This window comes from Poseidonocella sp. HB161398 (assembly GCF_005870025.1).
Taxonomy (GTDB): domain Bacteria; phylum Pseudomonadota; class Alphaproteobacteria; order Rhodobacterales; family Rhodobacteraceae; genus Mangrovicoccus.
The window spans coordinates 44,766-65,082 of record NZ_VATA01000004.1 but is presented as its reverse complement, the minus strand read 5'-3'; the positions used below and the strand labels follow the sequence as shown (position 1 = coordinate 65,082).

The following is a 20,317-nucleotide window of genomic DNA, read 5'->3' as shown; positions in this document are numbered from 1 at the left end:
ATGGTCCGGAACCGAAACGGAGGTCGGCGAAATGCACCATGCCCGCCACAGCTTCGCGGCGCTTGCCGCGACCCTGACGGGGCGCCCCGAAACGGGACGCCACGGCAGCCGCTATACCGAGGACGGGGAATTCGAACTGACCGGCGTCGTCACAGATGCCGCCGGCAAGGGCCCGCGCGGACGCGTCCGCGTCGAGGCCCATGGCGAGATCTGGACAGCCGAGATCGGCGAAGGCGGCGGGCCGGGCCGCGAGATGCTCGCCGAGGGCGCCGAGGTCACGCTGACCGGCCGCCGCTCGGCCAATGCCGAGGAAATGGCCATGCAGGCCGCCACGGTGGAGGTGAACGGCCGCCGCTACGTGCTCGACCCCGGACTTGCCTGAAGGGAATTGCCTGAACGGACTGGCTTGAACGGGCCAGCCCGAGCGGACCGGACGGAACTCCCGCTGCCCTGCGGCATCGCCGGGCGGCGGAAAACGCCAGGACATGACAGCAGAGCGATTTTGTTCGCTTTTCGTTCACAATTTCCCATTGGAGACTCGGCGCAACACGCCTATCTTAGCCAGGTTGAAGCCGGAGGTGTGTCATGGCCGAGTTGAAGAAGATCGAGGTCCGGGGGGCGCGGGAGCACAACCTCAAGGGCATCGACGTGGACATCCCCCGCGACGAGCTGGTGGTGATTACCGGCCTGTCGGGCTCGGGCAAGTCGAGCCTCGCCTTCGACACGATCTATGCCGAGGGCCAGCGCCGCTATGTCGAGAGCCTCTCGGCCTATGCCAGGCAGTTCCTCGACATGATGGAAAAGCCCGATGTCGACCATATCTCGGGCCTCTCGCCCGCGATCTCCATCGAGCAGAAGACCACCTCGAAGAACCCGCGCTCCACCGTCGGCACCGTCACCGAGATCTACGACTACCTGCGGCTGCTTTTCGCCCGCGCGGGCACGCCCTTCAGCCCGGCGACCGGCCTGCCGATCGAGGCGCAGCAGGTGCAGGACATGGTCGACCGGATCATGGAGATGGAGGAGGGCACCCGCGGCTACCTGCTGGCGCCTATCGTGCGCGACCGCAAGGGCGAGTACCGCAAGGAGATGCTGGAGCTGAGGAAGCAGGGCTTCCAGCGGGTCAAGGTCGACGGCACCTTCTACGAACTCGACGAGCCGCCGAAGCTCGACAAGAAATTCCGCCATGACATCGACGTCGTGGTCGACCGCATCGTCGTGCGCGAAGGCATGGAGACGCGCCTGGCCGACAGCCTGCGCACCGCGCTCGATCTGGCGCAGGGCATCGCCATCCTGGAAACCGCGCCGCGCGCCGATGACGAGGGCAGCGCCCCCGATCCCGAGCGCATCACCTTTTCCGAGAACTTCGCCTGTCCGGTCTCGGGTTTCACCATTCCCGAGATCGAGCCGCGGCTCTTCTCCTTCAACGCGCCCTTCGGCGCCTGCCCGGAATGCGACGGGCTGGGGGTGGAGCTGTTCTTCGACGAGCGGCTCATCGTGCCCGACCAGACGCTGAAGCTTGCCGACGGCGCGCTGGCGCCCTGGCGCAAGGGCAAGTCGCCCTATTTCCTGCAGACCATCGACTCGATCGCCAAGCACTACGAATTCGACAAGAAGGCGCCCTGGAAGAAGCTGCCGAAGCATGTCCAGCAGATCTTCCTCTACGGCTCCGGCAACGAGGAGATCCCCTTCCGCTACGACGAGGGCGGCCGCGTCTACCAGGTGGAGCGCGTCTTCGAGGGCGTCATCCCCAACATGGAGCGGCGCTACCGCGAGACCGACAGCAACTGGGTGCGCGAGGAGTTCGAGCGCTACCAGAACAACCGCCCCTGCGGCGCCTGCGGCGGCTACCGGCTGCGCGAAGAGGCGCTGGCAGTGAAGATCGGCGGGCTGCATGTCGGCCAGGTGGTCGAGATGTCGATCAAGGACGCCTATGCCTGGATCGGCACCGTCCCCGAGGCACTGTCGAAGCAGAAGAACGAGATCGCCCGCGCCATCCTCAAGGAGATCCGCGAGCGGCTGGGCTTCCTCAACAACGTGGGCCTCGAATACCTGACCATGTCGCGCAATGCCGGCACGCTGTCAGGCGGCGAGAGCCAGCGGATCCGCCTGGCCAGCCAGATCGGCTCGGGGCTGACCGGCGTGCTCTACGTGCTCGACGAGCCCTCGATCGGCCTGCACCAGCGCGACAATGACCGGCTGCTGACGACGCTGAAGAACCTGCGCGACCAGGGCAATACCGTGATCGTGGTGGAGCATGACGAGGACGCGATCCGCCATGCCGACTATGTGCTCGACATCGGGCCGGGCGCGGGGGTCCATGGCGGCCAGGTGATCGCCTCCGGCACCCCGGCGGAGATCATGGCCAATCCCGACAGCGTCACCGGCGACTACCTGGCCGGGCGCCGCGAGATCGCCGTGCCCGCCGAGCGGCGCAAGGGCAACGGCAAGACGCTGACCGTGGTCAAGGCCTCGGGCAACAACCTCAAGGACGTGACGGCCGAGTTCCCGCTGGGCAAGTTCGTCTGCGTCACCGGCGTCTCGGGCGGCGGCAAGTCGACCCTGACGATCGAGACGCTCTACAAGAACGCGGCGATGAAGCTAAACGGCGCGCGCGAGACCCCGAGCCCCTGCGAGACGATCAGGGGCTTCGAGCATCTCGACAAGGTCATCGACATCGACCAGCGCCCGATCGGGCGGACCCCGCGCTCGAACCCCGCGACCTATACCGGCGCCTTCACCCCGATCCGCGACTGGTTCGCCGGGCTGCCCGAGGCCAAGACCCGCGGCTACAAGCCCGGCCGCTTCAGCTTCAACGTCAAGGGCGGCCGCTGCGAGGCCTGCCAGGGCGACGGCGTCATCAAGATCGAGATGCACTTCCTGCCCGATGTCTACGTCACCTGCGAGACCTGCCACGGCAAGCGCTACAACCGCGAGACGCTGGAGGTCGAGTTCAAGGGCAAGTCGATCGCCGACGTTCTGGACATGACGGTCGAGGATGCGCAGGTCTTCTTCAAGGCGGTGCCCTCGATCCGCGAGAAGATGGACGCGCTGGTGCAGGTCGGGCTCGGCTACATCAAGGTCGGCCAGCAGGCAACGACGCTCTCGGGCGGCGAGGCGCAGCGGGTGAAGCTGTCGAAGGAGCTGTCGAAGCGATCGACGGGCCGGACGCTCTACATCCTCGACGAGCCGACCACGGGGCTGCATTTCGAGGATGTGAGGAAGCTTCTCGAGGTGCTGCACGAGCTGGTGGAGCAGGGCAATACCGTCGTGGTGATCGAGCATAATCTCGACGTCATCAAGACCGCCGACTGGATCATCGATATCGGTCCCGAAGGCGGCGACGGCGGCGGCACGGTGGTGGCGGCGGGGACCCCCGAGGAGGTCGCCGCGGTCGAGGGCAGCCATACCGGGCGCTATCTGCGCGACATGCTGAAGCCGCGCCGGGTCGCGGCCGAGTAGCCGATGGCCGCCGCGCCGGTGCCCGTCGGCCTCGCCCTCGGCATGGGCGGGGCGCGGGGATTCTGCCATGTCGGCGTGTTCCGCGCGCTCGACGAGCTGGGGATCTCGGTCGACCGGGTCTCCGGCTCCTCGATGGGCGCGCTGGTCGGCGCCGCCTGGGCGGCGGGCCGGCTCGATGCGCTGGAGGACTGGGCGCGCAGCCTGACCCGCACGAAATTCCTGGGCTATATCGACCTGCGCCTTTCGGGCGGCGGCTTCGTCGCGGGAAACGAGATCCCGCGGCTGCTGGACGAGCTCGGGATCCCGCTGGCGATCGAAGAGCTTGGCTGCCCCTTCGGCGCGGTCGCCACCGACCTGCAGACCGGGCGCGAGGTGTGGTTCTCCCGCGGGGAGATCCGCCCGGCGATCCGCGCCTCGGTCTCGATCCCGGGCGTGCTGACCCCGGTGCATCATGGCGGCAAGTGGCTGGTCGACGGGGCGCTTTCCGATCCGGTGCCGGTGATGGGCTGCCGCGCGCTCGGCAGCGGTCCGGTCCTGGCGGTCGATCCCAACGGCTTCGGCCCGGCGGGCTTCTGGACGCCGCCTGCGCCCTCGGCCGGGCTGACCGGCCCGCTGATGGCGCATCTGCGCGCGGGCAGCCAGGCGGTGGGGCTGGGCAGCTGGCTGGCCGCGCCCGAGCCTGCGCCGCCCGCGGCCGTGCCGCCGCATTACATGGATGTCATCTGGGCCTCGGTCGACATCGTGTCCTCGGCGGTGATGCGGATGCGGCTGGCGGCCTCGCCGCCCGACCTGATGCTCGAAGTGCCGCTGCGCGACCTGAGCATCCTGGAATTCGAGAAGGCCGCCGAGGCGATCGAGGCCGGGCACCGGGCGGTCATGGCCAGCGCCGACGAGATCGGCGCCCTGGCCGGGCTGTGAGAGGGGGCGCCGGAGCGCCCCCTGCAGGGGATCAGGCCTTGCGCTCGGAGGCGAGGCCCTTCCAGATCGCGACGCACATCACCAGGAGCACGACGGTGAAGGGCAGGCCGGTCGAGATCACCATCGACTGCAGCGAGCCGAGCCCGCCGGCCGAGAGCAGCAGCACGATGGCCACGGCGCCCTCGAAGATCGCCCAGAAGACCCGCTGCGGCACCGGCGCATCGACCTTGCCGCCCGCGGTGATCGTGTCGATCACCAGCGAGCCCGAGTCCGAGGAGGTGACGAAGAACACGATCACCAGCACGATGCCGACCAGCGAGGTGATGCCGGTAAGCGGCAGCTCGTCGAGCATCTTGAAGAGCTTCAGCGGCAGATCGGCATCCTGCGCGGCCGTGTAGCCGTCCTGGACCACCTGCTGGATCGCCACGCCGCCGAAGACCGACATCCACAGCACGCAGACCAGCGACGGGATCAGGAGCACGCAGATCATGAACTCGCGCACCGTGCGGCCGCGGCTGACGCGGGCGATGAACATGCCGACGAACGGCGACCAGGAGATCCACCAGGCCCAGTAGAACGAGGTCCAGCCCTGCATGAAGTTCACGTCCTCGCGCCCGATCGGGTTCGACAGCGCCGGCAGGTACTCGATATAGGCCCAGAGATAGTCGAAGAACCCGGTCAGCACCGCCACGGTCGAGCCCGCCAGCAGCACGAAGACCAGCAGCACCAGCGCCAGCGCCATGTTGATCTCGGAAAGCACCTTCACCCCGCCATCGAGGCCGCGCAGCACCGAGACCAGCGCGATCGCCGTGATGACGGTGATCAGGATCACCTCGGTCGTGTCGCCGATCGGGATGCCGAAGAGCTCGTTCAGCCCGGCATTGGCCTGGGTCGCGCCGAAGCCCAGCGAGGTCGCCAGTCCGAAGAGCGTCGCGAAGACCGCCAGGATGTCGATGACATGGCCCGGCCAGCCCCAGACGCGCTCGCCCAGGATCGGGTAGAAGGCCGAGCGCACGGTCAGCGGCAGGCCCTTGTTGTAGGAGAACAGCGCCAGCGCCAGCGCCACGATGGCGTAGATCGCCCAGGGGTGCAGCCCCCAGTGGAAGATCGTCGCCGCCATGCCCAGCCGGATCGCCGCGGCCTCGTCGCCCTCGGCCCCGCCCAGCGGCGCCCAGTCGGTGCGCACGCCGTTCTCGCCCACGGTGACGCCGCCCAGCGAGGAGGAGAAATGGCTCATCGGCTCGGCCACGCCGTAGAAGACGAGCCCGATGCCCATCCCCGCGGCGAAGAGCATCGCGAACCAGCCCAGATAGGTGTAGTCCGGCGTCGCCTCGGAGCCGCCCAGCCGGATCTTGCCCATCGGCGAGACGATCAGCAGGAGGCAGAACAGCACGAAGATATTCGCCGCGCCGAGGAAGAACCAGTCGAAGCCCTTGGTGACGAAGTCGAACATCGCCGAGAACAGCGCGCCCGCCTGGTCGGGAAGGGCGAGCGTGTAGAAGACGAAGGCGACGATGGCGAGGCCCGAGACCGCGAAGACCGGATTGTGGATGTCGAAGCCGATCGGGCCGAGCGAGCCTTCCAGGTTGTCCTGGCCGATCTCGTAATCGGTCTCGATCAGGTCGCTGACGCCCTCGGGCTCGGGGATGCCGGTATCGGCGGAGAGGGAGGGATCGGGGTTGTCGCTCACGTGGCGATCCTTTCGTCAGGGTGGATGGGGTCCTGGCGGACGAGGAAGACGGAGCCGGGGAATCTGCGGGCGATGGCTTCGCCGTGGGACGGCCAGAGCCGGTCGGTGACGCCCGGGCCGTGTGTGGCCATGACGATCAGGTCTGCCTCGATCTCGGTTGCGGCGCGCAGCAGCACCGAGGTCAGGTCGATGGCGGGGTCGTTGGCGACATAGGCGGTGCTGGCGGCGTCATGGCCATGGGTCTCGACCTGCGAGGCGGTGAAGGCATCGAGACGCTCGGCATATTCGGCGGGGGTGTGCCCCAGCTTGCCCGGCGTATCGGCGGTGATGCCGACATACCATACGGTCGCTCCGTTCTGCCGCGCCAGCTGTGCGGCGAGCTCGAGGCTGCGCGACAAGCTGGGCGTGTGTGCCAGATCCACTGGCACCATGATTTTGTTGAACATCTTTCTTCCTGTTGCTGTCCCGGGTCGCGCGCCCGGGATACCTAATGTGTAGGGCAAGATGGCCAGTTCATCAAATTTTCGCGCAAGCGCCGCTCCGCCGGGGGCAGCCGGAGCGGGGCAGGGCGGTTTTTCGCGCCTCTGCGGGATTTTTCTCTTGACGCATCCGCCCGCTCACAATATCTGGCGCCCACTCTCTGGCGGAGTAGCTCAGTTGGTTAGAGCAGCGGAATCATAATCCGCGTGTCGGGGGTTCAAGTCCCTCCTCCGCTACCAAATATCCAATCTCCTTTGAGATCAATGACTAGGCGGCCCACGGGCCGCCTTTCGTTTATGCAAATCACACCCGAACGGCGTCTCCTGTATTGGGTGTTTGTTGGAACTCTTTAGGTGGCAATAGGGGCGGATGCCCCTCAATTTGGGCAAGTCGTGGGCAAATTTGCCCACGGGAATGGGCAAATTTTTCGCCCGGATTCGCCCCCTGGAATCAGGTCGAAGAGGTCAGCCGGAACCGACGTGGGCAAATTTGCCCGTTTGCGGAGGTATTTTTCCTTGTCTGAAATGTAAGACACACCTTAAGGTGTCGATCAGGACGCCGGACTGTCCGGTGGCCAGAATCGAGGAGATTGCCATGGGAGAGAGTGGGCGCGAGCCGTGCAAGAAGTGCGGCAAGGTGCATGGGGTAACTAAGACCACGCATGTCAGCCGGGACGAGTTGCTTAGCATGGCTGCCGAAGGCCATCGCAAGGTGACGATGATGCTGGATGACACCGTGATCACCGTTCAGGTCGGCGATGAGGATCGCGACGAGATGGTCGTCGTCGATGGCCGCAAGACGAGAGTGATCACCGTGACCAGCGATGAGGCCATGGTGGCGAAGCTGGCCGAGGTCGATGCCGTGGTGCGGGAGAGCCTCCTGGACGGCGAGCGGATGGACATGGTGAACATCCGGCTCGACATGCTCGACAAGCGCGCGCTCGGGGCCATACAGGCGATGAGCGAGGTGACGGAGGACCGCCAGGAGATGTGGGCGATGCTCACGCTGGCGGCGGTGCATGCCGGAGGGCTGGCCGGGACGAGGCCGGGGGTCATGGCACAGTTCATTGCGGACATCTGGCCGAGCGCGGAAGAGGCGCAGCAGTACCTTGTCCGGCAGTACGCGCTTGCGGAGAAGCGCAGCGGCAAGGGCGGGAGCGTGCACTGATGGAGGCACGTAGCTGGAAGCCCGACCCGACGCGCAGCGTTGCCGAGGAAATGAGCGCGTTCTCGTGCGCATGCTTCGGCGTGGAGGAGCCCGGGGAGCTGCCGCCCTGGATGCTCGCCAGCGTCGAGAGCGCGTTCTTCGCGGGCACGCTCAGCGGGCTCAAGGTCGGCCTTGGCCGGGATGAGGACAAGGCCCTCGCAGTCTGGAATGAATGCATCCAGTACGGCCAGAACGTGAGTGCGCGGCTCGAAGAGCTGCTGGGACCGGAAGAGGACGATGGCGGAGCCGTCTGAGTTCCGGCTGACGCACCATGCGCGCAAGCGCATGGTGCAGCGCATGGGCCTGAACAAGCGCGCGGGGGATCGAACGTTTCGGCGCGCCGTCACGACCGGGATGTGGCGCTCGGAAATGTCCGATTCGCTCCGGCGAATGTGCGATGCCTATTGGCAACGACCGCATCATCAGGCGGGGAAGGCCAGCGACTACATACTATCTGGCGGGCATGTTTTCATCATGCGCGGGACTGTTTGCGTAACAGTGATCGGCATTCCGAAGATGATAAGTATCCGGTTTCTGGCGGAAAACAGAAGGCGGCAGCAGAGGTAGCATGATCCGAATTGGCTTCGGTCGGCGAAGTTTCACAGAGGTCATTCCATACCGCGCGTGGCAAACTTTAGAACACACCTTGACACCCAGCGTTGGACATATAAGCGTATATGTGCGGGAGAAGGACATATTACTTTGGGGGTTCAATGGCACGTTCCGAAAGTGGCTTACGCGATCTCAGAACACACCGAGATCAGAATGTCCGTTCGCGGTATTCGATAACAACTGAAGAGGCAATGCAGCTTTTGTCGGCTGCCCGAAAGGCCGCTGGTCCGAAAAAGATCGTTGATGGTGGATGGTGTCTCAGGTGGGCGAATAAATTCCGCGTGAGCCAGAGCACGATAGGCAAGATGCTGGCAACAGCAGGGATTGCCATAGAGGGACAAGTCTGCGCGAAACCGGATGCGAGCCCTCCGAGGAAAGATAGGGCGAAGCTCGGATTGAAAATTGGGAAGAAGCAGAAAGACAATTGCCCTCCCGAAGATTCAGTTTCGGGGAAGACACCGAAGGTAGTTCTTGAGAGTGAATTAGCGGTCGCCAAAACGCGACTGGCGCAGCAGGAAAACGCGCTGCGCATGAAGGAAGAAGAGCTGCGGCGGAAAGCGGCGTTGCTCGAAGACCAGCTTGAAGATGCCAAGGCCGCGGAAGAGGCGGCGGACAGGCGGGCCGATGAATTGGCGGCCAAGATGGAAGAGCTGGAGCGTATTGGTTTTGTTGTTGATGAGGAGCGCAAACGTGAGCGTGCTCCGGCAAAAGTGTTCAACGCGGGCATGGTGAAACAGCTCGTGCTCGTGAAGGACGCGAGGATCGCAGAACTGGAACGCGCGTTGGGTGGAGAGCGCAAGAAGGTGGCGGTGCTTGAGGAAGAGCTTGGTCTTGGCGTGTCGGCGAATGGAATGCCGGTGCCCGAGAGCATGCATGTGTACTGAAAAGAGCGCACCCTTGCGTCGGGTGCGCGAGGGGTGATGATGAAACCTAAGCGTGAAGACCTCGAAGGCGAGGAAGAACATCAACGGCACTGCGACGAGCTTGAGGCGGAGCAGTACCCGGAAGATGCCGAGCTTGTCAGCGAGATGCTCCACTACGTGGGCCGCCAGACGAATGGCGTGTTCGGCCTGGAGAGGCTGGATCAAGAGGCCCTGGATGTTCCGCCGAACCATAGGTCGCTGGCGGCCTTCGGGGTGATTTTCCTGCAAGAGAAGACCGAGCTTGAGCTGCATCGGTATCACAGCCGCAAGTTCGGGCGCGAGCGGTGGGTCGTGATCCGGCGCTTGGACGCGGAGCAGTGGGTGCCGCTCTGCTGGCCGAATGAGCCGAGCGACGTGGCCGAATGGCTCTTTCATGTCTTCCAGAGCGTGAAGGGAGCGCTTGCAGAAAACCAGGACGGATAGCAGCCGGGACCGGCAAACGGCTGCGGGGCGGGGCGGGATGACATTCCCGCCCCGCTCTATTTTGCGGGCAGGGCGCGGTTGAGCTTGGCTTCGGTCGAGGCCAGCGCGGCGTCGAACAGAGGATCCTGATCGCGCTGGTTCGTGACCGAACGGACTTGGCGGAGGATCGTGGAGGGCTCGACCTTGGCTGCGCGTGCGATGGCGCGCAGAGACCATGAGAGCGTGGTGTGCATGAGGTAGTGGATCGTGCGGTCGGGGATGTGGATTGCGGCGAGCGTGGAATGGAGAATGGCATAGCTCTCGCGCTTGAGCAGGCGGAGATGCGCGGTCATAGCCAGCCTCCGCCGCTGGAGCCGGTGAGCGCGGAGATGACGGTCGGGGCGAAGGTGAGCGTGGGCTCCTGGTTCGCGGCTTCGTCCTGGTCGGCGGCGGGGTTCTCCTGGTTGCCAGCAGGTGAGCTTGCCGCGGCAAGTTCGCGAAGCATGGAAGAGGCGATCTGGTTGTAGGCGTCGTCGGCCTGGGCGGTTGCGGTGCCGGGCGCTGCGTCCGTGCCCATGCGGGCGAGGAAGCCCGCGGTTGCGTCGTTGGGCTCGATGCCGCCGGGCAGGGAGGTCCACGTGCCGGACAGGGAATTGGCCACGCGCAGCAGGTTCGAGGGCGAGGGGTCTTCGAGGTCGGCGGTGAGGTCGCGGCCCGTGCGGCGGCGGTAGTCGTCGCGGGCGAGCGTGATGGCGGCAGCGTCCTGCGAGCGCGGCGAGAAGTCGGTGACGCCCGCGCGCGGCGCGATGGCGTCCCAGGTGGAGGAAAGGAACTGGTAGCGCCCGGCGGCGGAGGTGCGCTGCCCGGTGTTGGGGCCGTTGGCGATGTCGAAGAACTGCCGGGGGTGGTCCGAGAAATCGGTGAAGCGGGCGCCGCCGTACATGGCGTCGTAGCCGGGGCTCTCCGAGCCCGCGATTGCGTCGAGGAGGCGCTGCTCCATGGGGGTCATGGGGGTGGAGGCCATCACATCATCTCGTCGTCGGAGTAGGCCGTCAGGGCGGCGTCGTTGAGGGCCTCGAAGCCGGAGGCCATGGCGGGGGCGAAGGCGCGCAGGAGGGCGGCGCGTGCGGCGACGCGCGTGCGGCGCTTGTGGGCCTCGGGGTAGTAGCCGGGGCAAGTCTTGGCGATGCGCTCGGCGGATGCCTGGATGTCGGCCATGCGGGTGAGCTTGATGATGCAGATGCCGAGATCGGCGAGAGCCTGGATGCCGGGGATGTCTGCGCAGCGCTTGGCGCTCGGGTGGTAGATGTCGGTCCAGATGCCGAAGTGGTTTCGGCGGCACAGGGTGAGCGTGCCGATGATGTCCTCGAAGGTGAAGAGGTCGAGGGGGATCGCGATGAGGTAGCACTCGTCGTCGAGCGGCGGATCGGTGGCGATCAGATCGGGGATGAGGCCAAGGGAGGTGGCGCGGTAGACGCGCGTGCTGCCGGAGGCCATGGCCTGGGCGGCGAAGGGGCAGGGCGAGATGCCGCCATGGGTGGCAGCGGGGGCAGAGAGCGTGGTCTTGCCCCACGCTTCGAGCATGCGGACGATGGGCGCAAGCTCGCGCGCGAAGTCGCGATCCTCTGCGGTGGTGCCGGGGGAGATGTCGAAGAGGTCTTCGTCGCTGCGGATGAGCGTGGCCTTTGGCATGTCGTCGTCCTCGTCGCTGTCGATGTCGCTGTCGATGATCAGGCTGCGCCCCCGCAAGGGGGGCGCAGCCCTCGGCTCATCGTTCTGGCAGCAAGTGGAGCACGTCAGAGGGGTGCCGGTCGTCCGCCTGCTTGGGGGCGATGATCGGCGGGACGCACGTATCCCTCCTGGATGAGCCAAGCCCGGTAGAGGGTCAGGAAGAAATCGAGCGGAAGCTGCACGCGCGCCTCGCCGATGGGCATGCGGGACTTGCGGGCGACGATGACGGGAGCCTCGGGGGCATTGAGCTTGGTGATCGAGGCCATGCATTGGGCCAGCCAGCTCTCGAACTTGAAGGCTTCGCAGCGCTTGGCTTCGACGTGGATGCCGGGCGTGCCGATGAGGTCCGCGCCGCCAGCGAAGAGGCCAACGACACCGCCGCCCGAGAGAGGCGCACGCTCGCACTGGAGGCCGGTGGCTTCGGCGATGTAGGCGGCCAGCTCTCGCTCGAACTTGTCGCCCTTCTGCTTGGAGCCTCGCGGGCTCAGGCGCTTGCGCTTGGGGGGTACGCTCATGTGTCGAGCCTCTCGCGGCAGCAGTCGCAGAAGTAGAGGTTGCGGGGCCTGGGCTTGCGGTCGCCGCAGCCAAGACAGGCGCGCGTCCACATCTTCACGTGTGTCTTGGGGGTGAGCGCGTACTTCGCGCCCTCGAACTCCTGGAGGCCGAGGCGCACCAGGATGCGCCTGAGCGTATCGGGGTGGCACTTGAGGCGCCGTGCCATGTCGGCATAGCTGGCCGTGGCATGAACGGCAGTGAGCCAGCGCGTGTCCTCGGGGCTGATCGCTATCTTGCGTGGCATCGGGTCGTGACCCCTACATGTTGCCTTGGTTCCTGCATGTAGGTGATACGGAGTGACACCTAAAGATCAAGAAAAGACACCGAAAAGGGATTGATTTTTTTGGAAATGCGCGATTAACATTACACCGTTGGGTGTCTTCACAAACGTCTAGCCGCCCAAGACCTATCCGACCGACCGCAAGGGGGCAAGCCCAGACCGCAAGGCGACGGGCCGCCTCCTCCCCCCTGGGGGGGGTCGTCGTCGGGGACCGCGACTGCACCAAGGCAAGCGCCAAGGACCAAGGACCAAGGACCAAGGGCAAAGGCCAAGGGCCAAGGACCCAACGGTGTAATGTTAACCAGTAATAACTTTCTTTCGTGAACCAAAGGAAGGACCTGGAATGACCCCCATCATCGCTCTGCGCTGCACGTCCAACGGCGGCTTCTTCAATCCCGAGATCGGGCACCGCCCGCTCATGCCCTACGATCCCGTGGACGCGCGGCACGCCTACCTGCGCGCGCTGCACGACAAGCTCGGCCCGTCCCTGTGGCTGATGGAGACCGCCGACCTGCGCATGACGCCGAGCGGCGACCAGCAGAGGGCCGTGATCTGGAACATGTACCGGCGGGGCCGCTGGCAGGACAGCATCGAGGCGACCGGTCATCTGTGGTGCGAGGTTCCGCGCTTCAACTGGACAACCGCGCTGCGCGCCAGCGAAGTGGTGCCCGTGATCAAGCGCGGGCTGGCTGCCGCCGCCAAGCAGCGCGGCGAGAAGCGCTACACGAGCAAGGAGGCCCGCGACCGCGAACAACAGAAGCGCGAGCGTGCAGTGTGCGAGGCCCTGCATCACTTCGGGACCGAGTGCATGACGCCGTACCACCTGACCTTCGGCAACGGCTTCCAGTGCCGTGCCTCCTCCAACTTCGATCCGGGCGAACTCTTCGGCGACATCTTCGCCCCGCCGGGCGGGCATTCCGGCCCGGAGCTGCGGGCATGAGCGTGCGCTGGCTGTCCGTCCGCACCTCGGCCCGTGGCGGTTTCCTGCCTTCGGGTGGCGCGTGGGCCAAGATGCCCGCCATCAAGAAGCACACCGGGCCGGAGCCGCAGGAAGAGGTTGCCGCCGAAATCCGCACGCTCATGGCGCGCCTGCTGAGCGCGGAGACGGTCGTGGTGATGGAGAGCCAGCGCTCGGACAACACGCTCTGGCGGCGCGAGCTGGTGCAGAAGCTTGCCGAGGCCAACGGCGCGGGCTGGATGGAGGTGGACCGCTATGCGTGGCGCAAGGGCGCCCTGGCCAGCATGTTCAGGAGCCGCCGGAAGCTGCGCGCGCTGTCGCCCTCCGGGCGGCACCGCACCCCCGCGGAAGAGCGGCTGCTCGCCGAGGGGATGCTCTGGGCCATGGAGCACGCGCCCACGCTCGACATGGTGGACTGCTACTCGGACGGGCTCGACCTGTCTTCGGTGATCCCGAGCCAGTGATTGACCACGCTCATGGGGCGGTTGAGGTAGGCTGCAATCTCGTGCGGCTCGATCCCCCGCTCCCTGTGCATCTGGACGGCGCGCTGGCGCGTGGACAGCGACGACACAACACGGTGTTCTCCGGTGTCGTCGTTGGCCGCGTAGCCGATCCACTGGACCGGATCGTGATTGTCCGACCACTCGCGCACCTTGCCGTAGCGAACCTCGCAGACCATGAGCAAGCGCCAGCCCCTTCCCAGATCGGATGTCTTGGCCTCCAGCCTCGGCCAGATCGGCTCGGGGTAGGTCTCGTCGTGGATGCCCGCCTTGAGCTTGGCCTCGTCCTCCGACTTGAAGACCTGGGCCACCCTGATCTGCGTCTCCAGCACGGTGAGCTGGTTGGTGTTCCCGGCCTCCCGCCCGACGCCGCTCTCGCCCGGCTTGTTCGCGTGGTGGAGCATGATCACGCTCGCGCCCGCGTTGCGCAGGGCAAGCGCGATCTGGTTCACGCGCGCCCAATCTTCGGAGGCATTCTCCTGCAAGCCGGGGAAGGCCGAGCGGATGGTGTCGATCACCACGACATCGGGCTCGTTCTCGTTGCACAGCTTCTTTAGCCTCGACAGGCCGTCCGCCGAACGCAGGTTGATCCCGGCCTCCCCCGTGAGGAACGGGGTCCAGATGTTGAGCCGGTCCCCGGTGTCGCCGTGCGCGGCCCAGAGCGCGTCGAGCCGCCTGCCGAGCGTGGCCATCCCGTTCTCGAAGTCCAGGTAGAGCACGCGCGCGGGCGTCGTGATCCCGAAGGGGCCGAAGGTCGGCTGGCCCGACGCAAGCGCGGCGAGCGCGTGCTGCACGAAGAGGCTCTTGCCATGGCCGCTATAGCCGTAGACCTGAACGATGGTGCGCGGCGGCAGCCAGGGCTCGATCAGGAAGGTGGTGGCCGCGGCCCGCTCTTGCAGGGCCTTGCGATCCTCCATGCGGATGAGGCGCTGGGGAGCGGGCTCCTCCTCCTCCTCCTCCTCCTCCTCCTCCTCGCTGGCCTCGGGCGCGGGCAGGCTCACGCTCTCCTCGCGGGGGATGTACTTGCCATCGGCGTCGAAGCGCTCGGGGTGGTTCCTCCGCTCGGCTTCCTCCATCGACCGGCAGGTGGCTTCGAACTTCTCGGGCTCCAGGTGGTCTTCGAAGAACTCGTCCATGAACGCGCGCACGCGCACGCGCAGGGGCTCGCCGAAGCACCCGGCCATGACCGCATCGCTGGCCGCGCGCATCACGCGCTCGTTCCGCCCGTTCCCCTGGCCGGTGGGGACGAGGCCAGTTTCGGGGAAGTGCTCGCGGATGTAGGTGCGCGTGCGTTCCCATTCGGTCAGGTACTCTCCGGGCTGGGAAGGTTCGAGGTCGGTGAGGTCGAGTGCGCCAAGGTCGAACTCGCCGGGGGCCAGCTCCTCCACGGGAGGCGTCCAGTCCTCCCACATGGGCGCGTCATCCTCGGCGGCCAGGCCGGATGGAACGTCCCATTCGTAGCCGGTCGAGGGGGGCAGCAGGGCGTAGCTTCCGTCGCCCCTGAAATCGAGCCCCGGCACCTTGGGCCAGCGCACGCCGCGCGTGGTCGAGCCTGCTGCGGGTCCGCGCCATTCGCCGTCGCGCGGGTGCTCGAAGTAGAAGTGCCGCCCGCGCTTGGTCCTGACCTGGATCGGCGAGTGCCAGCCGAGAGCGCGTGCGGCTTCGAGGGCATCGGGGCTGTCGCAGTCCACGACGACGAGGCCGCTGACCGCCCCCGTGATGATGGCCATCTCCGCGTCGGGCCATTTGGTCCACCACGCTTCGAGCTGTTCCTCCGTGGGCGGGCTTGTCTGGTAGTCCTTCCACTTGACCGTGGGCTTCTTCGTCTCCGGGTGAATGGGGATGATCGCCCATCCACGCTCATAGTATTGCAGCGCGGCTTCCAGCCGGTCCATACGCGCCAGCTCCCTCTTGTGGCCGTCTCCTTAGGTGTCCCTCAGGTGTCAGGCAGGCTCGAAGTATGCATCGAGATCGAGCGTGGGGCAGGCGGCCTTGATCGCGGCGAGGTGTTCAGCCGCGAGGTATCCGGTCTTGATCCAGCGATAAGGGGCGGTCCTGGATTTTCCAGTGATAATCGCCACTTGCCGCGGTCCTCCACAATCTTCGATGAGGCGCGCGACATTCAGCTTTACGGCATCGTGCATATTTTTCTCCAAGGGGTCTTTACGCGCCTGTCGCACTTGTGGCACACCTAAAGGTGTCAAATCAAGCACCGGAGAAGGAGGCGGCCTTGAGCGACTTGAAAGACCCCTGGTCCATTCTGGAAGACGGCTCCGAAGCCGAGGATGCCCCCGCTCCCGAGGCGGACACGCTCCCCTTTGAGCCCGCGCCCGCCATCATGCCCGACAGCGAGGCGACGGCGGAACTGAAATCCAAGCTCGGCTACATGGCCGGGCAGATGGAGACGCTCGAAGACGAGCTTGCGGCCACCAAGGCCAAGCTCAAGGACCTGAGCGGCGCGATGCTCCACACCTTCGTCAGCGGCACCGGCTGGGACGAGAAGCCCGGCACGTCCCATAGCATCGACACCGGCACGCACGAGGTCGGCTTCGAGGCGCGCGAGCGCGTGCGCTGGGACGGCGACAAGCTGCGCGAGATTGTGGCCGAGAACTACGGCAGCACCGAGGCCATGCCGCCGTTCATCCGCGAGAAGTACGCTGTGGACAGCGACCTCTACGAAGAAATGCAGCCCGACGTGCGCAGCCTCTTCGAGCCTGCACGCTCGGTCGGCTCGGGCGGGATCAAGATCACCGTCAACCGCACGCACACCGATGACGCCACTGCGGGAGGGACTGCCTGATGCTGCGCATCCGCTCCACCGACGACCCGTCCGAGACCAAGGGCCACAAAGTCCTGCTCTACGCGCACCACGGCTTCGGCAAGACCTACCAGTGCCGCCACTTCCAGGCCCGCTACGGGCGCGGCCTGATCATCTCCGGCGAGAGCGGCCTGCGCTCGGTCGAAGATGTGTCCATCGACTACGTGCCGTTCACGAGCTGGAACGGAAAGGAAGACCCGGACACGGGCGAGTATTCCTTCCGGGGGATCATGCGCGAGATCGGCCAGCCCGGCTATCTGGAGAAGCACGGCTACAACTGGCTCGCCATCGACAGCCTGACCGAGCTTGCCGACCGGCTCGGCGACGAGCTGGAAGAGAAGTATCGCGACGAGAAGAACGGCTTCGCGATGTGGAACGAATACGCGCGGGTGATGATGGGCGCACTCAAGTGGGTCCGCGATCTGCCCGTGCATGTCTACGTGTCGTGCCTCGCCCGCGAGGACACGGACATCAACGACAAGGCGCAATACTGGCCGATGGTGAAGGGCAAGCAGGTCGCGAAGCAGCTTCCGAGCATCTTCGACCACGTGCTCTGCGGCGTGCGCCGCACGGACCCGTCCAAGGACGGCCCGCCCACCGTGAGCCGGTACATCGTCACCGACGAGGTGAGCGGCTGGCACGGCAAGGTGCGCGACCCGCGCGGGCGCGTGGCCGCCTACGAGAAATGTGACGACATCACGTCCCTGCTCGAACGCATGGGCATGTCGGATGAAGAGTGGTCGGCGTTCACGACCAAGCTGAAAACCCCCGAAACGGAAGGCGCAGACGCATGAGCTGGAGTGGATTTGAAGACCTCGACCTGACCGATGTGGAACCCGATGACTTCGCTCCGCTGGAGCTGGGCGAGCATATCGTCACGTCGAGCGGCGCGAAGATCGAGGACGTGGCCGATGGCCGAGGCCGCCGCTTGGTGGTCACGCTCAAGAACGCATCGGGCTCGATCACCACGGGCTTCAACATCAAGCACCCGAGCGATCAGGCGCAGGACATCGCGCGCCGCCAGCTCAAGGCTTTCCTGCTGCACGGCGGCCACCGAAACCCCGACAAGCCCGGCTCCGTGGACACGCTCAACGACCTGCGCGTGGGCATCTACATCGGCAACGGCAAGCCTTTCACGAACAAGGAAGGCAAGAGCATCACGCCCCGCGAGGTGAAGCGCTTCTTCGCGCCTGCCGATGCGAGCAAGGACGGTGGCGGCGGGCGCGGCAAGCTCGATGACCACATCCCTTTCTGAGCGCGCGTGAGCCATTCATGGGCACCTTCCAGCAGAACATCCAGTCGGTCGATGACCCTGCGAGCATCCGTCTCGCGCTGGACGTGATGCGCAAGATGGATGCGCTCAAGGACGGCGACGAGGAGGCAGCGGCCTACCGGATTGCCGAGCTTGAGCGGGACCACGCGCGCCAAAGTACCATGAGATGACCTGGGCCTGCCGCCGCCTCCCGCGCCTGACGCGAGCGGCTGGTTCAGGCCAGAGGAAGCGGACCCTGAATGGTCCCCCCCTGAGCGGGGCCGCTTCCTCGCTTTTTTCGAAAGGAACGAGCGCGTGACCATGGAGCCGACCTTTGTCCTGGACCGGATCGACGCGGGCTACTTCGCAGATCAGGACAAGCGCAAGGCACGCGCATATATCGGGGCCTCGGGCATCGGCTCGCCCTGCGATGCCTATCTGGCCTATTCGCTTCGGGGCTTTCCCGACACGCCGCCCGAGCCCAGGCTCGCCCGGATATTCCAGCTCGGGCACAGGATCGAAACCCTTGTCGTGGCCGATCTCAAGCGCAAGGCGCAGATGACGGTTTGGGACCGCGATCCCGAGACCGGCCAGCAATGGACTTACGAGCTTCTCGGCGGGCACATCAAGACGCACATGGATGGCCAAATTGCGCTGGACGACCGGGACGGCGCGGAGGTGCTGATCCTCGAAGTGAAGTCGATGAACAAGGCGAGCTGGAACAAGTTCGTCAAGCACGGCATCCAGAAGAGCCATCCCGGCTACTACGAACAGTTGCAGATGATGATGGGCATGTCCGGCTTCCGGCGCGCGTACTTCATCGCCTACTGCAAGAATGACAGCAGCTACCACGACGAGATCGTGGAGTTCGACCAGCTCGTGTGGTCGGAGCAGTGCTCGCGCATCGAGCGTGCGCTGAACGGCGACGCCGAGAAGGTCGCCGCGAGCGTGGACGACTGGCGGTGCCGAAGCTGCTTCAAGCGCGATGCGTGCTGGGCCAGCGCGGGCGTCGAGGCCAGATGCATGACCTGCGCGCACGCGTGCCCGACCGAGCGCGGCGGGTGGCACTGTGCCCGGTTCGACCAGCCCGCGCCCGGCGAGGCGTGCAGCGCGTGGCGGGTTTACAAAGCTAAGGAGCGATAGCGGAATTCGAAAAGTCGAAACAGGAACTAGTCTTGAGGATTTTCTTCATCTTGAATTAATTCACAGAATCTTTCCAGGCCGTTTTCGCGAAGTAGATGATCCAGGTCCCTGAGGCCTTGTGATTTATTCTTCTTTATTTCTAGGAGCAGGTTGGGGAATTCGAAACTTTCGGTGACTTGGTCATTCTCTTTAGCCGTCGACAGCAATAAGTCTACATGATCGGCACCGAATGAAAGGGAAAAAACTTGGAGAGTGCGCGCTATTCTATTTGCTTGATGATAATTTCGCGATGAATGATATAGCTTGATCGTTCGATCTATGATTTCTTCCGGAACGGAAAATGGGAATATCTCTTCAATATCATCAATGGCCGCAAATTTCACTCTATTGGTTGCGGAGGCGTTAAGTGGAGGAAAGCTCAGAAGAGAGGGTATCATGACAAATTGATCGGTCGGAATTTTCTCCACGTACCTTTGAATTCTGCTTTTCTGCATCACTTCTAGGAAGTCCCATCCGTCACTGAGTTTTGATATTCTGTACGCCACTCGGTGCAAATCCTTATCTGACACCCGTGAAACGATTGCTGGAAGAATTTCCGCACTCCTATCAGAATATACAGTGCGATGCATTGTATTGATGGAGTTCAGTGACGCTACTAACTTTACCATCTGGTCATGGGTTTCGTTCTCTTTTAAGAAAAGATCTTTCAAAAGAACGGAAATTAGAGCTCGCACCAAAGACGGGCGCGCTCTGCGAATTGGACCATTCTGAAACGTCCGAAGTATATCAGTCCGAGAGCTGGGAAAATATTCTGATTGGATCTGAGAAAGAACGCGATCCAGTGCAAATTTTCCCTGGGCAGGTTCATGCTGTAAAAGGTGTGTTACGGCCGAGTGGATATGTAGGCGCGCCAGTTCCGCAGGGGGCGAATACTGTTCGCCTTCAGCATTAAGAGATGGATGTGCGCACCGATGACGATCTTGAAGTATCCGCTTCAAGTCTTCGCATTCAATCGCGGAGATTATCTCAATCTTGTCACGTGCAAACTCCAAAATTTCCTTCTCGAATTTAAGTGATTGCGGTAAGTCGTTGGTGCGGTGTATGCGATCCAAAACCTCTATTTTGTCAGTTGCTTGCTTGTCTCCTGCCAGTGAAAGTTCGCGGAGCTTTTCAATAAGGTCATAGCAAACCGCTACCCAGCACGAGACAATGGATGAGCGGTATGCTTCCGCGCGATAACTCGCAACGGCTTCACGAATGTACTCTCTCGCGCTTCTATTTCGGCATTTTAGAATGAGTTCGTCCAGATCTTCGAGATATCCAGCCACAATTTTCTCTCTTGAAAGGATGAGTTAGTCTAGCACAGCTCTGGCGCGGCAGCATGTTC

At 64.4% G+C, this 20,317-nt stretch carries 25 protein-coding genes and 1 tRNA gene; 16 read left to right on the top strand and 10 right to left on the bottom strand.

The genetic code is table 11. The annotated features are described in order from the left end of the window. The first annotated feature begins 31 nt into the window (after positions 1 to 31). The 3 genes from FGX59_RS04775 to FGX59_RS04765 all read left to right on the top strand — a co-directional run bounded on the left by FGX59_RS04775 (position 32) and on the right by FGX59_RS04765 (position 4,380). The gene (locus tag FGX59_RS04775; protein ID WP_138465385.1) at positions 32 to 382 is read left to right on the top strand and encodes a hypothetical protein; all 351 of its coding nucleotides are present in this window, start codon (positions 32 to 34) and stop codon (positions 380 to 382) included. A 203-nt stretch (positions 383 to 585) separates the two neighbouring features. After that, the gene (uvrA, locus tag FGX59_RS04770) at positions 586 to 3,462 is read left to right on the top strand and encodes an excinuclease ABC subunit UvrA (protein WP_138465384.1); all 2,877 of its coding nucleotides are present in this window, start codon (positions 586 to 588) and stop codon (positions 3,460 to 3,462) included. A gap of 3 nt (positions 3,463 to 3,465) precedes the next feature. Continuing rightward, positions 3,466 to 4,380, top strand: coding sequence for a patatin-like phospholipase family protein (locus FGX59_RS04765; RefSeq protein WP_138465383.1), 915 nt, complete (start codon positions 3,466 to 3,468; stop codon positions 4,378 to 4,380). Between the two features lie 31 nt (positions 4,381 to 4,411). Here the strand turns inward: FGX59_RS04765 and FGX59_RS04760 are convergent, their stop codons facing one another. Both FGX59_RS04760 and FGX59_RS04755 read right to left on the bottom strand, forming a co-directional pair. Beyond that, positions 4,412 to 6,070, bottom strand: coding sequence for a BCCT family transporter (locus FGX59_RS04760; protein ID WP_138465382.1), 1,659 nt, complete (start codon positions 6,068 to 6,070; stop codon positions 4,412 to 4,414). Next, positions 6,067 to 6,516: a universal stress protein gene (locus tag FGX59_RS04755; protein ID WP_138465381.1), complete on the bottom strand. Its 450-nt coding sequence runs from the start codon at positions 6,514 to 6,516 to the stop codon at positions 6,067 to 6,069. The genes FGX59_RS04760 and FGX59_RS04755 overlap by 4 nt, the downstream gene beginning before the upstream one ends. Before the next feature lie 196 nt (positions 6,517 to 6,712). Between FGX59_RS04755 and FGX59_RS04750 the strand changes: the two genes are divergently transcribed. From FGX59_RS04750 to FGX59_RS04725, 6 genes are all read left to right on the top strand, one after another. Then, positions 6,713 to 6,789: transfer RNA gene (locus FGX59_RS04750), tRNA-Met, on the top strand. 331 nt (positions 6,790 to 7,120) lie between these two features. Further along, entirely contained in the window at positions 7,121 to 7,717 is a 597-nt protein-coding gene (locus FGX59_RS04745) for a hypothetical protein (protein WP_138465380.1), read from the top strand. After that, a complete protein-coding gene (locus FGX59_RS04740; RefSeq protein ID WP_138465379.1) occupies positions 7,717 to 8,010 on the top strand; it encodes a hypothetical protein in 294 nt (97 codons plus the stop codon). The genes FGX59_RS04745 and FGX59_RS04740 overlap by 1 nt, the downstream gene beginning before the upstream one ends. After that, positions 7,994 to 8,323 carry a hypothetical protein gene (locus FGX59_RS04735; protein ID WP_138465378.1) on the top strand — a complete coding sequence of 110 codons (330 nt, stop codon included), beginning with the start codon at positions 7,994 to 7,996 and terminating at the stop codon, positions 8,321 to 8,323. The genes FGX59_RS04740 and FGX59_RS04735 overlap by 17 nt, the downstream gene beginning before the upstream one ends. Before the next feature lie 326 nt (positions 8,324 to 8,649). Then, the gene (locus FGX59_RS04730; protein WP_138465377.1) at positions 8,650 to 9,252 is read left to right on the top strand and encodes a hypothetical protein; all 603 of its coding nucleotides are present in this window, start codon (positions 8,650 to 8,652) and stop codon (positions 9,250 to 9,252) included. A 36-nt stretch (positions 9,253 to 9,288) separates the two neighbouring features. Continuing rightward, on the top strand, positions 9,289 to 9,714 hold the full coding sequence (locus tag FGX59_RS04725) for a hypothetical protein (RefSeq protein ID WP_138465376.1): 426 nt from the start codon (positions 9,289 to 9,291) through the stop codon (positions 9,712 to 9,714). A 56-nt stretch (positions 9,715 to 9,770) separates the two neighbouring features. Here the strand turns inward: FGX59_RS04725 and FGX59_RS04720 are convergent, their stop codons facing one another. Genes FGX59_RS04720 through FGX59_RS04700 form a run of 5 tightly spaced genes read right to left on the bottom strand, consistent with a single transcriptional unit; the run spans position 9,771 to position 12,223 of the window. After that, positions 9,771 to 10,046, bottom strand: a complete 276-nt coding sequence (locus tag FGX59_RS04720; protein ID WP_138465375.1) for a hypothetical protein — start codon at positions 10,044 to 10,046, stop codon at positions 9,771 to 9,773. Next, entirely contained in the window at positions 10,043 to 10,717 is a 675-nt protein-coding gene (locus FGX59_RS04715; RefSeq protein WP_138465374.1) for a glycoside hydrolase family protein, read from the bottom strand. Before FGX59_RS04715 ends, FGX59_RS04720 begins: the two co-directional genes overlap by 4 nt. Further along, positions 10,717 to 11,442, bottom strand: coding sequence for a hypothetical protein (locus tag FGX59_RS04710; RefSeq protein ID WP_138465373.1), 726 nt, complete (start codon positions 11,440 to 11,442; stop codon positions 10,717 to 10,719). The genes FGX59_RS04715 and FGX59_RS04710 overlap by 1 nt, the downstream gene beginning before the upstream one ends. A 47-nt stretch (positions 11,443 to 11,489) precedes the next feature. Beyond that, positions 11,490 to 11,939 carry a hypothetical protein gene (locus FGX59_RS04705; protein WP_138465372.1) on the bottom strand — a complete coding sequence of 150 codons (450 nt, stop codon included), beginning with the start codon at positions 11,937 to 11,939 and terminating at the stop codon, positions 11,490 to 11,492. Further along, a complete protein-coding gene (locus FGX59_RS04700; RefSeq protein WP_138465371.1) occupies positions 11,936 to 12,223 on the bottom strand; it encodes a hypothetical protein in 288 nt (95 codons plus the stop codon). The genes FGX59_RS04705 and FGX59_RS04700 overlap by 4 nt, the downstream gene beginning before the upstream one ends. Before the next feature lie 379 nt (positions 12,224 to 12,602). Here FGX59_RS04700 and FGX59_RS04695 point away from each other — a divergent pair, with 379 nt between their 5' ends. Together FGX59_RS04695 and FGX59_RS04690 are read left to right on the top strand one after the other, a co-directional pair. Next, positions 12,603 to 13,199 (top strand): hypothetical protein, encoded by a 597-nt coding sequence (locus tag FGX59_RS04695; protein WP_138465370.1) that lies wholly within the window; start codon positions 12,603 to 12,605, stop codon positions 13,197 to 13,199. After that, entirely contained in the window at positions 13,196 to 13,681 is a 486-nt protein-coding gene (locus FGX59_RS04690) for a hypothetical protein (protein WP_138465369.1), read from the top strand. The genes FGX59_RS04695 and FGX59_RS04690 overlap by 4 nt, the downstream gene beginning before the upstream one ends. Here the strand turns inward: FGX59_RS04690 and FGX59_RS04685 are convergent. Further along, a complete protein-coding gene (locus FGX59_RS04685; protein WP_138465368.1) occupies positions 13,636 to 15,612 on the bottom strand; it encodes a bifunctional DNA primase/polymerase in 1,977 nt (658 codons plus the stop codon). The genes FGX59_RS04690 and FGX59_RS04685 overlap by 46 nt on opposite strands. Before the next feature lie 48 nt (positions 15,613 to 15,660). Then, positions 15,661 to 15,861 (bottom strand): hypothetical protein, encoded by a 201-nt coding sequence (locus FGX59_RS04680; RefSeq protein WP_138465367.1) that lies wholly within the window; start codon positions 15,859 to 15,861, stop codon positions 15,661 to 15,663. A gap of 86 nt (positions 15,862 to 15,947) precedes the next feature. On the opposite strand from FGX59_RS04680, the gene FGX59_RS04675 reads away from it, so the two are divergent. From FGX59_RS04675 to FGX59_RS04660, 5 genes are all read left to right on the top strand, one after another. Beyond that, a complete protein-coding gene (locus FGX59_RS04675; protein WP_138465366.1) occupies positions 15,948 to 16,517 on the top strand; it encodes a hypothetical protein in 570 nt (189 codons plus the stop codon). Next, positions 16,517 to 17,329, top strand: a complete 813-nt coding sequence (locus tag FGX59_RS04670; RefSeq protein ID WP_138465365.1) for an AAA family ATPase — start codon at positions 16,517 to 16,519, stop codon at positions 17,327 to 17,329. The genes FGX59_RS04675 and FGX59_RS04670 overlap by 1 nt, the downstream gene beginning before the upstream one ends. Next, complete coding sequence (locus FGX59_RS04665; RefSeq protein ID WP_138465364.1) at positions 17,326 to 17,790, top strand: hypothetical protein; 465 nt, start codon at positions 17,326 to 17,328, stop codon at positions 17,788 to 17,790. The genes FGX59_RS04670 and FGX59_RS04665 overlap by 4 nt, the downstream gene beginning before the upstream one ends. Positions 17,791 to 17,807: 17 nt before the next feature. After that, entirely contained in the window at positions 17,808 to 17,978 is a 171-nt protein-coding gene (locus FGX59_RS37465; protein WP_171060512.1) for a hypothetical protein, read from the top strand. 124 nt (positions 17,979 to 18,102) lie between these two features. Continuing rightward, positions 18,103 to 18,930: a hypothetical protein gene (locus FGX59_RS04660; RefSeq protein WP_138465363.1), complete on the top strand. Its 828-nt coding sequence runs from the start codon at positions 18,103 to 18,105 to the stop codon at positions 18,928 to 18,930. Between the two features lie 26 nt (positions 18,931 to 18,956). On the opposite strand, the gene FGX59_RS04655 is transcribed toward FGX59_RS04660, so the two are convergent. Then, positions 18,957 to 20,258, bottom strand: coding sequence for a hypothetical protein (locus FGX59_RS04655; RefSeq protein ID WP_138465362.1), 1,302 nt, complete (start codon positions 20,256 to 20,258; stop codon positions 18,957 to 18,959). Positions 20,259 to 20,317: the final 59 nt, after the last annotated feature.

What these genes read in the sequence shown, in the direction of transcription:
- FGX59_RS04775 (WP_138465385.1), top strand. Translation starts at nt 32, where the DNA reads ATGCACCATGCCCGCCACAGCTTCGCGGCGCTTGCCGCGACCCTGACG.
- uvrA (WP_138465384.1), top strand. Translation starts at nt 586, where the DNA reads ATGGCCGAGTTGAAGAAGATCGAGGTCCGGGGGGCGCGGGAGCACAAC.
- FGX59_RS04765 (WP_138465383.1), top strand. Translation starts at nt 3,466, where the DNA reads ATGGCCGCCGCGCCGGTGCCCGTCGGCCTCGCCCTCGGCATGGGCGGG.
- FGX59_RS04755 (WP_138465381.1), bottom strand. Translation starts at nt 6,516, where the DNA reads ATGTTCAACAAAATCATGGTGCCAGTGGATCTGGCACACACGCCCAGC.
- FGX59_RS04740 (WP_138465379.1), top strand. Translation starts at nt 7,717, where the DNA reads ATGGAGGCACGTAGCTGGAAGCCCGACCCGACGCGCAGCGTTGCCGAG.
- FGX59_RS04735 (WP_138465378.1), top strand. Translation starts at nt 7,994, where the DNA reads ATGGCGGAGCCGTCTGAGTTCCGGCTGACGCACCATGCGCGCAAGCGC.
- FGX59_RS04725 (WP_138465376.1), top strand. Translation starts at nt 9,289, where the DNA reads ATGATGAAACCTAAGCGTGAAGACCTCGAAGGCGAGGAAGAACATCAA.
- FGX59_RS04720 (WP_138465375.1), bottom strand. Translation starts at nt 10,046, where the DNA reads ATGACCGCGCATCTCCGCCTGCTCAAGCGCGAGAGCTATGCCATTCTC.
- FGX59_RS04715 (WP_138465374.1), bottom strand. Translation starts at nt 10,717, where the DNA reads ATGGCCTCCACCCCCATGACCCCCATGGAGCAGCGCCTCCTCGACGCA.
- FGX59_RS04705 (WP_138465372.1), bottom strand. Translation starts at nt 11,939, where the DNA reads ATGAGCGTACCCCCCAAGCGCAAGCGCCTGAGCCCGCGAGGCTCCAAG.
- FGX59_RS04700 (WP_138465371.1), bottom strand. Translation starts at nt 12,223, where the DNA reads ATGCCACGCAAGATAGCGATCAGCCCCGAGGACACGCGCTGGCTCACT.
- FGX59_RS04695 (WP_138465370.1), top strand. Translation starts at nt 12,603, where the DNA reads ATGACCCCCATCATCGCTCTGCGCTGCACGTCCAACGGCGGCTTCTTC.
- FGX59_RS04690 (WP_138465369.1), top strand. Translation starts at nt 13,196, where the DNA reads ATGAGCGTGCGCTGGCTGTCCGTCCGCACCTCGGCCCGTGGCGGTTTC.
- FGX59_RS04685 (WP_138465368.1), bottom strand. Translation starts at nt 15,612, where the DNA reads ATGGACCGGCTGGAAGCCGCGCTGCAATACTATGAGCGTGGATGGGCG.
- FGX59_RS04680 (WP_138465367.1), bottom strand. Translation starts at nt 15,861, where the DNA reads ATGCACGATGCCGTAAAGCTGAATGTCGCGCGCCTCATCGAAGATTGT.
- FGX59_RS04670 (WP_138465365.1), top strand. Translation starts at nt 16,517, where the DNA reads ATGCTGCGCATCCGCTCCACCGACGACCCGTCCGAGACCAAGGGCCAC.
- FGX59_RS04665 (WP_138465364.1), top strand. Translation starts at nt 17,326, where the DNA reads ATGAGCTGGAGTGGATTTGAAGACCTCGACCTGACCGATGTGGAACCC.
- FGX59_RS37465 (WP_171060512.1), top strand. Translation starts at nt 17,808, where the DNA reads ATGGGCACCTTCCAGCAGAACATCCAGTCGGTCGATGACCCTGCGAGC.